At 69.2% G+C, this 13,405-nt stretch carries 10 protein-coding genes; 1 reads left to right on the top strand and 9 read right to left on the bottom strand.

Annotation, left to right across the window (positions count from 1 at the left end):
- Positions 1 to 49: 49 nt before the first annotated feature.
- The 9 genes from rodA to ACFVYF_RS15485 form a co-directional block, all read right to left on the bottom strand.
- Positions 50 to 1,249, bottom strand: coding sequence for a rod shape-determining protein RodA (gene rodA / locus ACFVYF_RS15525; protein ID WP_389455721.1), 1,200 nt, complete (start codon positions 1,247 to 1,249; stop codon positions 50 to 52).
- Positions 1,246 to 3,501, bottom strand: coding sequence for a penicillin-binding protein 2 (mrdA, locus tag ACFVYF_RS15520; protein ID WP_389455720.1), 2,256 nt, complete (start codon positions 3,499 to 3,501; stop codon positions 1,246 to 1,248). Before mrdA ends, rodA begins: the two co-directional genes overlap by 4 nt.
- Positions 3,502 to 3,685: 184 nt before the next feature.
- Positions 3,686 to 4,351, bottom strand: coding sequence for a rod shape-determining protein MreD (mreD, locus tag ACFVYF_RS15515; RefSeq protein ID WP_389455719.1), 666 nt, complete (start codon positions 4,349 to 4,351; stop codon positions 3,686 to 3,688).
- A gap of 12 nt (positions 4,352 to 4,363) precedes the next feature.
- Complete coding sequence (gene mreC, locus ACFVYF_RS15510; protein ID WP_389455718.1) at positions 4,364 to 5,302, bottom strand: rod shape-determining protein MreC; 939 nt, start codon at positions 5,300 to 5,302, stop codon at positions 4,364 to 4,366.
- 162 nt (positions 5,303 to 5,464) lie between these two features.
- Positions 5,465 to 6,484 (bottom strand): rod shape-determining protein, encoded by a 1,020-nt coding sequence (locus tag ACFVYF_RS15505; protein WP_389455816.1) that lies wholly within the window; start codon positions 6,482 to 6,484, stop codon positions 5,465 to 5,467.
- 446 nt (positions 6,485 to 6,930) lie between these two features.
- Positions 6,931 to 7,344, bottom strand: a complete 414-nt coding sequence (gene ndk / locus ACFVYF_RS15500; RefSeq protein ID WP_190035313.1) for a nucleoside-diphosphate kinase — start codon at positions 7,342 to 7,344, stop codon at positions 6,931 to 6,933.
- 135 nt (positions 7,345 to 7,479) lie between these two features.
- Positions 7,480 to 7,851 (bottom strand): DUF4233 domain-containing protein, encoded by a 372-nt coding sequence (locus tag ACFVYF_RS15495; protein WP_389455717.1) that lies wholly within the window; start codon positions 7,849 to 7,851, stop codon positions 7,480 to 7,482.
- Positions 7,852 to 7,854: 3 nt separating this feature from the next.
- A complete protein-coding gene (locus tag ACFVYF_RS15490; protein WP_389455716.1) occupies positions 7,855 to 9,375 on the bottom strand; it encodes a bifunctional folylpolyglutamate synthase/dihydrofolate synthase in 1,521 nt (506 codons plus the stop codon).
- A 266-nt stretch (positions 9,376 to 9,641) separates the two neighbouring features.
- Complete coding sequence (locus ACFVYF_RS15485) at positions 9,642 to 12,272, bottom strand: valine--tRNA ligase (RefSeq protein ID WP_389455715.1); 2,631 nt, start codon at positions 12,270 to 12,272, stop codon at positions 9,642 to 9,644.
- Between the two features lie 136 nt (positions 12,273 to 12,408).
- Between ACFVYF_RS15485 and ACFVYF_RS15480 the strand changes: the two genes are divergently transcribed.
- Complete coding sequence (locus ACFVYF_RS15480) at positions 12,409 to 13,353, top strand: hypothetical protein (protein WP_389455714.1); 945 nt, start codon at positions 12,409 to 12,411, stop codon at positions 13,351 to 13,353.
- Positions 13,354 to 13,405 lie beyond the last annotated feature (52 nt).

Raw genomic sequence — 13,405 nt, 5'->3', positions numbered from 1 at the left:
AGACGCGAATCGGGGCCGGGGGCAGTCCGCTCCCGGCCCCGATCGCACCTCAGGCGGACATCGGCCGCTGCACCCGGATCGACTGGAGCAGTCCGACCGCGACCCAGACGGCGAACATCGACGAGCCGCCGTACGAGACGAAGGGCAGGGGCAGCCCGGCGACCGGCATGATGCCGAGCGTCATGCCGACGTTCTCGAACGACTGGAAGGCGAACCAGGCGATGATGCCGGCGGCGACGATCGTGCCGTACAGCTCGGTCGTCTCGCGGGCGATGCGGCAGGCGCGCCACAGGATGACGCCGAGCAGGACCAGGATCAGTCCGGCGCCGACGAAGCCGAGTTCCTCGCCCGCGACGGTGAAGACGAAGTCCGTCTGCTGTTCGGGGACGAACTGGCCGGTGGTCTGCGAGCCCTGGCCGAGGCCGGTGCCGAAGAGGCCGCCGGATCCGATGGCGATGCGCGCCTGGTTGGTGTTGTAGCCGACGCCCGCCGGGTCGAGCTCCGGGTTGGCGAAGGCGGCGAAGCGGTTGATCTGGTACTCGTCGAGGATGTGCAGCTGCCAGACCGCGATCGCGCCGAGCGCACCCGCCGCGATCAGCCCGAAGACCCAGCGGTTGGAGGAGCCGGAGGCGAGCAGCACTCCGAGCACGATGATGACCATGACCATGACCGAGCCGAGGTCGGGCATGAGCAGGACGATCATTATCGGTACGGCGGCCAGGCCGAGGGCCTGCAGGACCGTGCGGTGGTCGGGGTAGGGCTTGTCGCCGGCGTCGACGCGCGCGGCGAGCAGCATCGCCATGCCCAGGATGATCGTGATCTTCACGAACTCCGAGGGCTGGAGCGAGAAGCCGCCGCCGATCACGATCCAGGCGTGGGCGCCGTTGACCGTGGCGCCCAGCGGGGTGAGCACCATGAGGATCAGGAAGACCGAGATGCCGTAGAGGATCGGCACGGCGGTGCGCAGGGTGCGGTGGCCGAGCCAGACCGTGCCGATCATCAGGGCGAATCCGATGCCGGTGTTCATCAGGTGCCGGATCAGGAAGTAGTACGGGTCGCCCTGGTTGATCTCGGTGCGGTTGCGGGTCGCCGAGTAGACGAGGGCCGTGCCGATCAGCGAGAGGGCGATCGCCGAGAGCAGTATCGGCCAGTCGAGGCGGCGGGCCAGCGAGTCGCGGGCGAACAGGCGCGTCCAGCCGGCGCGCTCGGGCCCGTAGCCGGAGACGGAGAAGTTGTTCGCGCCGGTCATGTGAGCAACCTCCGGCGCTTCTTGGGGCGGGCGGTTCGCCTGCGGGTGTCGCGGTTGGTGGGGTCGGGCGGGGCGGTGGTGCCGGCCGGCTGGTCCTGGCCGGTGGCGCCCTGCTCGTCCTTCTGGCTGGCCTGCAGGTCCTTGGCCGGGTCCTTGGAGATCTCCGGGGCGTCGATCGAGCCGTCCGGCTGGATCTTCGGCAGGCTCTTCTCCGGGGTGGGCAGCAGGGCCTTCTTGTTGTCGATCGAGCCGTCGCCCTGGACGCCGTACAGGGCGCTGTAGATGTTGCGCACGGCCTCACCGGAGGCGCCGGATCCCGTACCTGCCTGGGAGATGGTCATGATGACCGTGTAGTCCTTGCTGTACGTGGCGAGCCAGGACGTCGTCTGCTTGCCGTAGACCTCGGCGGTTCCGGTCTTGGCGTGCAGCTCGATCTTGTCCTGCGGCCAGCCCTGGAACTTCCAGGCGGCGGTGCCGCTGGTGACGACGCCCGCGAGGGCCTTGTCCATGCCCTTGATCGTCGCCTGGTTGACCGGCAGCTTGCCGCTGGTCTGCGGCTTGATCTCCTTGACGGTCTTGCCGTCGGCGCTGATGATCGCCTTGCCGATGGTCGGCGTGTGCATGGTGCCGCCGTTGGCGATCGCGCCGTAGATCACGGCCTGCTGGATCGGGGTGACGAGGGTGTCGCCCTGGCCGATGGAGTAGTTGATCGAGTCGCCCTCGCGCATCTTGTTGCCTTCGAGGCAGTTCTCGTACGCGATCTTCTCGACGTAACTACCGTCCTTCTTGCCGGACTTGCACCAGGCGACCTTGTTGGCCTTCCAGTAGTCGAGCTTCCACTGGCGGTCGGGGACGCGGCCGGTGACCTCGTTGGGGAGGTCGACGCCGGTCTGCTTGCCGAGGCCGAACTGGTGGGCGGCCTTGTAGAAGTAGTCCTTGGGCTGGCCCTTCTTCGGGTTGATGCCGCCGTCCTTCTTCCACTCCCTGTCGGCGAGGCCGTAGAAGACGGTGTCGCAGGAGACTTCCAGGGCGCGGCCGAGGGAGATGGGGCCGAAGCTCTCGCCCTCGAAGTTCTTGAAGACCTGGCCGCCGACCGAGTAGGAGCTGGTGCAGGGGTAGCCACCGTCCCACTCGTAGCCGGCCTCGACCGCGGCGGCCGTGGAGACCACCTTGAAGGTCGAACCGGGCGCGGACTGACCCTGTATGGCCCGGTTCAGCAGCGGGTAGTTGGACTTCTTGCCGGTGAGCTGGGCGTAGTCCTTGCCGGAGATGCCGCCGACCCAGGCGTTCGGGTCGTACGTCGGGCTGGAGGCCATGGCGACGATGCGGCCGGTCTTGGCCTCCATGACGACCGCGGCACCGGAGTCCGCCTTGTAGTTCTCGCCGGTGATCTTGTCGAACTGCTCGCGGGCCTTCTTCATCGCCTCGTTCAGCTCGTACTCGGTGATGCGCTGGACGCGGGAGTCGATGCTGGTGACGAGGTTGTCGCCGGACTCGGCCTTGTCGCTCTTGGCCTTGCCGATGACGCGGCCGAGGTTGTCGACCTCGTAGCGGGTGACGCCCGCCTTGCCGCGCAGCTGCTTGTCGTACTGGCGCTCCAGACCGCTGCGGCCGACCTGGTCGGAGCGGAGGTACGGCGAGTCGGTGTCCTTGGCCTTGGTGATCTCCTCGTCCGTGACGGGCGAGAGATAGCCGAGCACCTGGGCGGTGTTGGCCTGGCCCGGGGCGGCGTAGCGGCGCACGGCCTCCGGCTCGGCGGTGATGCCGGGGAAGTCCTCGGAGCGCTCGCGGATCTGCAGGGCCTGCCGGGGCGTCGCCTCGTCGGTGATGGGGATCGGCTGGTAGGGCGAGCCGTTCCAGCAGGGCTGGGGGGTCTTGGCGTCGCACAGCCGGACCTTCTCGACCACGTCCTGGGGCTTCATGCCGAGGACGCCGGCGAGCTTGGTGAGGACGCCCTTGCCGTCGTCCTTCATCTTCAGCAGGTCGGTGCGGGAGGCGGAGACGACGAGGCGGGTCTCGTTGTCGGCGATCGGCACTCCGCGCGCGTCCAGGATCGAGCCGCGTACGGCGGGCTGCACGACCTGCTGCACATGGTTGCCGGAGGCTTCCTTGGCGTACTCGTCGCCGTTGCGGATCTGGAGGTACCAGAGCCGGCCGCCGAGGGTTCCGAGGAGGGAGAGCACAAGAATCTGGATGACGACGAGGCGGATCTGGACCCGTGGGGTCCGGCCGGTCTCGGGAATGTTCGTCATGGGCGGAGCCCATCCGTTGGAAGGGTGGTGGTGGGCGACGGGTGGGCAATGGTCACTGCGGCTGCCTCCCCCTCTCAGTGTGTGTACGGGTAGTACGAGTACACGGCCGACCTGTGCGCGTGGACCGCGAGGCCGGCCACCTGCCTGGATCCGACCGGCTCCTGCTCACGCTGTCTCGCGGTGTTCACAGTCGCTTGACCCCCTTGATGCGTCCCGCGCGGGCGACGCGCGCCTTGGCGGCCTTGACTCTGAGTCCGCCGCGCTGGCTGCCGATGCGCAGACCGGTGCCGGACGAGAGCCAGCCGGCGGAGACGTCCGCGGCACTGGGGTTGGTCTCGGCCAGCGGGTCGTTGTCGGCGCGCCTGGCCAGGGCCATCAGGCCCGGGACTACGAAGGGCGCCAACAGCAGGTCGTAGAGGGCGGCCGTGAACAGCAGGCTGCCGAGGCCCACGTGGCGGGCGGCGGTGTCGCCGACGAGGGCGCCCACTCCCGCGTAGAGCAGGGTCGAGCCGATGGCGGCGGCGACGACCACGGCCATCGGGCCGGTCGCGGACTTGAGCTGGCCGTTGTCCGGCTTCACCAGTCCGGCGAGGTAGCCGATGACGCACAGCACGAGGGCGTAGCGTCCGGCGGCGTGGTCGGCGGGTGGGGCGAGGTCGGCGAGCAGGCCCGCGCCGAAGCCGATGAGGGCGCCGCTGACATGGCCGTAGACCATCGCGAGGGCGAGCACGGTGAGGAGCATCAGGTCGGGGACGGCGCCCGGCAGGTGCAGCCGGGCGAGGACGCTCACCTGGAGGACCAGGGCGACGACCACCAGGGTGGTGGCGAGCAGCATCCGGTTGAAACGCATGGGACTCGGCTCCTACTGCTGCTGGCCGTCGACGGGCGTGTTCGCCGAGGGGGTGACCGTGACGGTCACCGTCGGCGTGGGGGTGGGCTTGGGTTTCGGGGGCAGCACCTCGTCGCGCGGGTCCTTGCGCGGGGCCTCGACGACGACGCCGACGATGTCGAGCTTCGTGAACGAGACGAACGGCCTGACGTAGACCGTGCGGGTCAGGTCGCCGCCGGACGGGTCGACGCGGGAGATCACCCCGACCGGGACGCCGGGCACGAACGGCCGGTCGGCCTGCGAGCCGAAGGTGACCATGCGGTCGCCCTTGGCCACCTTGGCCTTGCCGTTGAGGAGCTGGACGCGCAGCGGGCGGTCGCCCTGGCCGGAGGCGAAGCCGAGTTCGTCGGTGGACTCCATGCGGGTGCCGACCGTGAAGTCGGGGTCGTTGGCGAGGAGCACCGTGGCGGCGTTGGGGCCGACGGTGGTGACGCGTCCGACGAGACCGTCGCCGTTGAGGACGGTCATGTCGCGCTTGATGCCGTCGTTCGCGCCGACGTCGATGGTGACGGTCCAGGAGAAGCCCTGAGCGGCCCCTATGGCGATGACCTGGGCGCCCTTGATGCCGTACTGTCCGTCGCCCGCCGTCCTCAGCATCTTGTCGAGCTGCTTGGTGCGGCTGTTGTTGCGGTCGTCGCTGCCGAGCTTCGCCTTCAGCGCCGCGTTGTCGTGCTCCAGCTGGGCGATGCGGTCGTGCCGGTCACCGGAGTCGCGGACCGCCGAGATCGCGTTGCCGACGGGGTCGACCGCGGACGACACCCCGTTCTCGATCGGGCCGAAGACCGTGGCGGCTCCCTGACGGGCGCCGTCGACCGGTGAGTCCTCCCCGCCACGGATGTCCACCGTGATCAGTGCGAACGCGATGGCGATCAGCAGCACCAGGAGCAGCCGGCTCTCTCGTGTGTCCCTCACGTGCGGCGGCCGTGCCTTCCTCGTCGGAATTCGTGTATGACTCACCCGGGAAAGCCCCGAAGGACGAGAACCGCGGGTGCGTTATGGGGAGCTTATGCCTGGATATCAACGATCCGCCGTACGAGAAGGGATCATCTCGTACGGCGGAATCGAAGAGTTACCTCATCTGCGCGGCTGGGCGTCCAGAACCTGCTGGAGCGCCTCGAACTCCTCGACGCATTTGCCGGCGCCGAGCGCCACACTGTCCAGCGGGTCCTCGGCGATATGGATCGGCATACCGGTCTCGCGGCGCAGCCGCTCGTCGAGGCCTCGCAACAGGGCGCCGCCGCCGGTCAGAACGATTCCGCGGTCCATCACGTCACCGGACAGCTCGGGCGGGCACTTGTCGAGGGTCGTCTTCACGGCATCGATGATCGCGTTGACCGGCTCTTCGATGGCCTTGCGCACTTCGGCCGCGGAGATGACGACGGTCTTCGGCAGGCCGGAGACGAGGTCACGGCCGCGGATCTCGGTGTGTTCGTCAGTGTCGAGGTCGTACGCCGAACCGATCGTGATCTTGATCTGCTCGGCCGTCCGCTCACCGAGAAGGAGGGAGTACTCCTTCTTGATGTGCTGGATGATCGCGTTGTCCAGCTCGTCGCCCGCGACGCGGATGGACTGGGCGGTGACGATGCCGCCGAGCGAGATGACCGCGACCTCCGTGGTGCCGCCGCCGATGTCCACCACCATGTTGCCCGTGGCCTCGTGGACCGGCAGGCCGGAGCCGATGGCCGCGGCCATGGGCTCCTCGATGATGTGCACCTGGCGCGCGCCGGCCTGGGACGAGGCCTCGATGACGGCGCGGCGCTCGACGCCCGTGATGCCCGAGGGCACACAGACGACGACACGGGGACGGGCGAGGTAGCGCCGCTTGTGGATCTTCAGAATGAAGTAGCGGAGCATGCGCTCGGTGATCTCGAAGTCGGCGATGACGCCGTCCCTCAGCGGACGCACGGCAACGATGTTGCCAGGGGTCCGCCCGATCATCTTCTTCGCTTCCGCGCCGACCGCGAGGATGCCACCGGTGTTGGTGTTGATCGCGACGACGGACGGCTCGTTGAGTACGATCCCGCGACCCCTGACGTACACCAGCGTGTTGGCGGTCCCGAGGTCGACAGCCATGTCACGGCCGATGAACGACATTGAGTTCCCCATCAGGATTCGTCTGGCCTTCCCAAGTGGAGCTTGACGGCTTATTAGGAGAGGCGAGGTGGGTGCTGTGACGTGAAGGCTTCCATCGTAGACGCGCCTGCACGAACACTGCGCGAGGGTCTTCGCCATTGTCAGCAGATGATGCGCCGCCTCGCTCCTGGAGACGGGCCATCGGGGGCATGCGTTCCCCCGATCGCCACGCATATGCCGACGGACAGCAGAAATCCTCCGGCCGCCCCTGGTCAGCACGGCCCTTTGACTGACGTCCTGTCAGAAAACTGTCACACGACGGACGCACTCGCACCGGACAAAGATCTCAAAACCGGCGCGCCCGGCTCCATGCCGGCCTCGGGCCCGGTGCCGTACAGGCAGCGGACCGGCCCCGCTCCGGCAGCGGACCGGCCCCGCTCCGGCAGCGGACCGGCCCCGCACCGGCGTCAGGCCCGGCCGGGGAAGAAGATCTTCAGCTCGCGCTCCGCGGACTCCTCGGAGTCGGAGGCGTGGATCAGGTTCTCCCGGACGATGACACCGAAGTCCCCCCGGATGGAGCCGGGGGCCGCGGCGATCGGGTCGGTCGGACCGGCCAGCGCCCGGACGCCCTCGATGACCCGCTCGCCCTCGACGACGAGCGCCACCACCGGGCCGGAGGCCATGAACGCGACCAGCGGCTCGTAGAAGGGCTTGCCCTTGTGCTCGCCGTAGTGCTGCTCCAGCGTGTCCTGGTCCAGGGTCCGCAGCTCCAGCGCGGTGATCTGCCAGCCGGCCTTGCGCTCGATGCGGCTGATGATCTCGCCGGTCAGGCCGCGACGGACGGCGTCGGGCTTGAGCAGGACGAGGGTGCGCTGGCTCACGGTGGTGGCTCCTTCGATCACATGGTTGCGGGGGAACCGAGGCTACAGGGCGTGTCCTGGTGCCTGTTACGCAGCGTCAGGTGGTACGGCTTCCCGCCCCCGAAGCCCCGCCGCGCCGGGCCCCTCCTGCACCTTTTACGCCGGATTGCCCCCGGCCTCGGCTCCCGCCTGGGCCTGCGCCTGCGCGGCGAACCGCGCCTTGGCCTCGTCGATCTTCCGGCCGTAGTGGACCGAGGCCCACCACAGGGCGGCGAACATCGCCCCCATGAAGAACATCGTCGGCACGATGAAGCCGGACGCGATCAGCGCGATCTGCAGCGCCCAGCCGAGCTGGACCCCGCCGGGCCGGGTGATCACCCCGCAGAACAGCACGCACAGCGCCATGGCGATGCCGCTCACCGTCCAGACCGTGCCCATCGACAGGTCCGGGTCCTTCATGGCGACCAGACCGGCGAAGCCGATCAGGAAGACCTCACCGATCAGGGTCGAAGCACAGAGCGTACGCACGGGTCAGCCCCTCCCCAGGAGCAGTCGGGCCTCGCCGACGGTGATGACGGAACCGGTCACGAGGACGCCGCCGCCGGCGAACTCGCCCTCCTCCTCGGCGAGGGTGATCGCGGCCTCCAGCGCGTCGTCGAGGCGCGGCTCGACCTGGACGCGGTCCTCGCCGAAGACCTCCACGGCGATCCCGGCCAGCTCGTCCGCGTCCATCGCGCGATGACTGGAGTTCTGCGTGACCACGACCTCGGCGAGGATCGGCTCGAAGGCCTCGAGCAGCCCTCGTACGTTCTTGTCGCCGCTCGCGCCGACCACGCCGATCAGCCGGCTGAAGTCGAAGACCTCGCTGACGGCCTCGGCGGTGGCGCGGGCGCCCGCCGGGTTGTGCGCGGCGTCCAGGACGACGGTCGGCGAGCGGCGTACGACCTCCAGGCGGCCCGGTGCGGTGACCGCGGCGAAGGCCTTGCGAACGGTGTCGATGTCGAGCCCTTGCGAGTGCGCGGCACCGACGCCGAAGAACGCCTCGACCGCGGCGAGCGCCACGGCCGCGTTGTGCGCCTGGTACGCCCCGTGCAGCGGGAGGAAGATCTCCTCGTACTCCCCGCCGAGGCCGCGCAGCGTCACCAGCTGTCCGCCGACGGCCATGTGCCGGGCCACGACCCCGAACTCCAGCCCTTCCCTGGCCACCGTGGCGTCCACCTCGACGGCCTTCTTCAGCAGCACCTGGGCCGCGTCGACCGGCTGCTGGGCCAGGATCACGGTGGCGTCCTGCTTGATGATGCCGGCCTTCTCCTTGGCGATCTCGCCCGGCGTCCCACCGAGCCGGTCCGTGTGGTCGAGATCGATGGGCGTCACGACGGCGACGGCCGCGTCGATCACGTTCGTCGCGTCCCAGCTGCCGCCCATGCCGACCTCCACGACGGCCACATCGACCGGCGCGTCCGCGAAGGCCGCGTACGCCATGCCCGTGAGCACCTCGAAGAAGGAGAGGCGGTACTCCTGCTGGGCGTCGACCATCTCGACGTACGGCTTGATGTCGCCGTACGTCTCGATGAAGCGCTCGGCCGAGATCGGCGCGCCGTCCAGGCTGATCCGCTCGGTGATCGACTGGACGTGCGGGCTCGTGTACCGGCCGGTGCGCAGCTCGAAGGCGCTGAGGAGCGCCTCGATCATCCGGGCGGTGGAGGTCTTGCCGTTCGTCCCCGTGATGTGGATGGAGGGGTACGCGCGCTGCGGCTCACCCAGCACGTCCATCAGCGCGCTGATCCGGCTGACGGACGGCTCCAGCTTCGTCTCGCCCCAGCGCGTGGCGAGGTCGGCCTCGACCTCGCGCAGCGCCTTGTCGGTCTCCGGATCGGCCGGCCGCGCGGGTACGTCGGCCTGCTGCAGGCTGCCCTGGGTGCGCAGGGTGCGGCTGCCGGCCTCGATCACCGCGAGGTCCGGGTCGCGCTCGGTCTCGTTCGCGACGATCTCGTCGAAGGAGTCCAGCGGGTCGGGCTCGCTGCTGCTGTCGTGCGGGGGGAGCTCACTCACGGGGCCAGTCTACGGAGCCGCCGGTCCACCCCGCGTGGGGGCGCACTCTCCGTTCCGTGGGGGCTCCGCCCCCAGCCCCCCTTGTCGCGCTGACGCGCTCGTCCTCAATCGCCGGACGGGCTGAATCCAGCCCCTCCGGAGATTGAGGAGCGGGGTCCGGGGCGGAGCCCCGGGTACGGGACGGGTAGGGGCGGAGGGGGCGAAAAACACCAAGGCCCCCGGTGCCTGATCGGGCTCCGGGGGCCTTGCACGGGTGGAACGGCCGGTTACGCCTCCGGGAGCCGCTCCAGCTGGGTCCGGATACGGGCGATGTCCTCGTCCGCCTTGGCGAGCCGCGTACGGATCTTCTCCACGACGTGATCCGGCGCCTTGGCGAGAAACGCCTCGTTCCCGAGCTTGGCGTTCGCCTGGGCCTTCTCCTTCTCGGCGGCGGCAAGATCCTTGGCGAGCCGCTTGCGCTCGGCGGCGACATCGATCGTGCCGGAGAGGTCGAGAGCGACCTGCGCCCCCGCGACCGGCAGGGTCGCGGTGGCCGTGAACGCGTCCCCCTCCGGCTGGAGCCGCAGCAGCTGCCGGATCGCGGCCTCGTGCGGAGCCAGCGCCGTCCCGCCGAGATCCAGCCGCGCCGGCACCCGCTGCCCGGGCTGCAGCCCCTGGTCGGCACGGAAGCGGCGCACCTCCGTGATGACCTGCTGAAGCGTCTCGATCTCCCGCTCGGCGGCGTCGTCACGGAAGCCGCTGTCGTTCGGCCAGTCGGCGACGACGACCGACTCGCCCCCGGTGAGGGTGGTCCAGAGCGTCTCCGTGACGAACGGCACGATCGGGTGGAGCAGCCGCAGCGTGACGTCCAGGACCTCGCCCAGGACCCGCCCGGACACCTTCGCGGGCGCACCGCCCGCCATGAAGGTCGTCTTGGACAGCTCGACGTACCAGTCGAAGACCTCGTCCCACGCGAAGTGGTAGAGGGCGTCGGAGAGCTTGGCGAACTGGAAGTCCTCGTAGAACGCGTCGACTTCGGCGACGGTCTTGTTCAGCCGGGACAGGATCCAGCGGTCGGTGGCGGACAGCTTCGCCGGCTCGGGAAGCGGGCCCTCGACCGTCGCGCCGTTCATCAGCGCGAAGCGCGTGGCGTTCCAGATCTTGTTGGCGAAGTTCCGGGACGCCTGGACCCAGTCCTCGCCGATCGGCACGTCCGTACCGGGGTTGGCGCCGCGGGCGAGGGTGAAGCGGACGGCGTCGGAGCCGTACGCGTCCATCCAGTCGAGCGGGTCCACCACGTTGCCGAAGGACTTCGACATCTTCTTGCCGCGCTCGTCGCGGACCAGACCGGTGAGGGCGATGGTCTTGAAGGGGGCCTCGCCGTCCATCGCGTACAGGCCGAACATCATCATCCGGGCGACCCAGAAGAAGATGATGTCGTGGCCGGTGAGCAGGACGTCGGTCGGGTAGAACTTCGCGAGGTCCGGGGTCTGTTCGGGCCAGCCGAGCGTGGAGAACGGCCACAGGCCGGAGGAGAACCAGGTGTCCAGGACGTCCGTGTCCTGGGTCCAGCCGTCGGCCTCGGTGCCCGGCGGCTCCTCGTTCGGGCCGACGCAGACGACTTCGCCGTCCGGGCCGTACCAGACGGGGATCCGGTGGCCCCACCACAACTGCCGTGAGATGCACCAGTCGTGCATGTTGTCGACCCAGTCGAAGTAGCGCTTCGACATGTCGGCGGGATGGATGGCGACCCGGCCGTCGCGGACCGCGTCGCCGGCGGCCTGCGCCAGCGGGGCGACCTTGACCCACCACTGCATGGACAGCCGCGGCTCGATGGTCGTGCGGCACCGCGAGCAGTGGCCCACCGAGTGGACGTAGGGGCGCTTCTCGGCGACGATCCGGCCCTGCGAGCGCAGTGCGCCCACGATCGCGGAACGGGCTTCGTAGCGGTCGAGTCCCTCGAAGGGGCCGTGGGCCGTGATGACCGCCCGCTCGTCCATGACCGTGATCGACTCCAGGCCGTGGCGCTGGCCGATCGCGAAGTCGTTCGGGTCGTGGGCGGGGGTGACCTTGACGGCGCCGGTGCCGAACTCGGGGTCGACGTGCGTGTCGGCGACGACGGGGATGGTGCGGTCGGTGAGCGGGAGCTTGATCCGCTTGCCGATGAGGTGGCGGTAGCGCTCGTCGTCGGGGTGGACGGCCACGGCGGTGTCACCGAGCATCGTCTCGGCACGGGTGGTCGCGACGACCAGCGTCTCGTCCCCTTCGCCGTACGTGATCGAGACCAGCTCGCCGTCGTCCTCCTGGTACTCGACCTCGATGTCCGAGATGGCCGTCAGACAGCGCGGACACCAGTTGATGATCCGCTCGGCGCGGTAGATCAGCTCGTCGTCGAACATCCGCTTGAAGATGGTCTGGACGGCCTCGGACAGCCCCTCGTCCATGGTGAAGCGCTCACGGCTCCAGTCGACACCGTCACCGAGGCGCCGCATCTGGCCGAGGATCTTGCCGCCGTACTCCTCCTTCCACTGCCAGACCCGCTCGACGAACTCCTCGCGGCCCAGGTCGTGGCGGGACTTGCCCTCCTCGCCGAGCTGCTGCTCGACCTTGTTCTGGGTGGCGATGCCGGCGTGGTCCATGCCCGGCAGCCACAGCGCCTCGTATCCCTGCATGCGCTTGCGGCGCGTGAGGGCGTCCATGAGCGTGTGCTGGAAGGCGTGCCCCAGGTGCAGGGAGCCGGTGACGTTCGGCGGCGGGATGACGATGGTGTACGGAGGCTTCTCGCTCTTCGCGTCAGCGGTGAAGTAACCCCGCTCCACCCAGCGCTCGTACAGCTTCCCCTCTACCTCGGCCGGCGCGTACTGGGTCGGCAGTTCGGTGATGGGCGCTGATGGCTGCTGCTGAGCGTTCTCGGTCACGGGCCCAGTTTAGGGGTGTCACCACCCCGTCCCGAAACGGGAATCTTTAGTAACGGTGCGGCCCCCGGTGCCTTCCGACGGGCGACCTTGCGCCAGGATGTTCGGAACACATAAGTATCTGGAGGGGAACCCAGTAATGAGCTACAACCAGCCGGGCCCGTACGGCGGGCAGCCCCAGCAGCCCGGACCGTACGGTCAGCCGGGTCCGTACGGCCAGCAGCCGCAGGCACCCCAGCCCGGTTACGGCTATCCGCAGCAGGCTCCCCAGCAGCCCGGCTACGGCTATCCGCAGCAGGGTCCCCCCGGTGTCCCGCCCCAGCAGCCCCCCTACGGCCAGCCGCCGTACGGCCAGCAGCCCTACGGCGTCCCGCAGCCCCCCGCCGCCGGCGGCGGCAAGAAGAAGACCGGCCTCATCATCGGCGCGGTGGCCGTCGTGGCCGCGATCGCGGTAGGCGCGTACTTCCTGATCGGCGGGGGCGGCGGCTCCGACGTCGCGGACGACGGCCCGCACAAGCTGACGACCCCGGCGAAGGTGCTCGACGGGACGTACACGAAGAGCAAGGGCTCCGGCAGCGACGGCATGAGCCAGTCGGACCTCAAGGACGCCGAGAGCTGGGGCGTGCAGAACCCCAAGGACGTCAGCGCGGCCTACGAGTCGGGGGACAAGAGCAACCCGCTCTCCATGAAGCAGATTTCGTTCGGCGGCGTCTACGGGACCATCGACGACCCGGAGAAGACCGTCGACAACATGTTCGCCGACATGAAGAAGAACCAGGAGAAGGAGGGCACCAAGGACGGCGAGCTCCTCGGCAGCCCCAAGGCCTACACCCCGGACGGCCTGGACGGCGCCGTCCTCAAGTGCCAGGAGATCAAGGTCAACCTCAGCTCGTCGTCGACCAGCGACTCCAGCTCGGGCCCCAAGGACATGACGATGCCGGTCTGCATCTGGGGGGACCACAGCACGCTCGGTTTCGTCATGCCGGTCGACTACGCGGGTGCCCTGGCCGGCAAGGCGAGCTCCCCCGAGGACGCGGCCGACACCACCGCGAAGCTCCGCAAGGACGTGCGCGTCAAGATCTGACCCCACGCGACAACGCCGAAGGGGCCCCGGTCGGTTGACCGGGGCCCCTTCG

This window comes from Streptomyces sp. NPDC058274 (assembly GCF_042881375.1).
Taxonomy (GTDB): Bacteria; Actinomycetota; Actinomycetes; order Streptomycetales; family Streptomycetaceae; genus Streptomyces.
The sequence above is the reverse complement of the archived record's forward strand: the minus strand, read 5'-3'. Positions and strand labels throughout refer to the sequence as shown.

Excerpts from the sequence above, each read along its gene's own strand:
- rodA (WP_389455721.1), bottom strand. The coding sequence starts at position 1,249 with ATGACCGGCGCGAACAACTTCTCCGTCTCCGGCTACGGGCCCGAGCGC.
- ACFVYF_RS15505 (WP_389455816.1), bottom strand. The coding sequence starts at position 6,484 with ATGTCGTTCATCGGCCGTGACATGGCTGTCGACCTCGGGACCGCCAAC.
- mrdA (WP_389455720.1), bottom strand. The coding sequence starts at position 3,501 with ATGACGAACATTCCCGAGACCGGCCGGACCCCACGGGTCCAGATCCGC.
- ACFVYF_RS15480 (WP_389455714.1), top strand. The coding sequence starts at position 12,409 with ATGAGCTACAACCAGCCGGGCCCGTACGGCGGGCAGCCCCAGCAGCCC.
- mreD (WP_389455719.1), bottom strand. The coding sequence starts at position 4,351 with ATGCGTTTCAACCGGATGCTGCTCGCCACCACCCTGGTGGTCGTCGCC.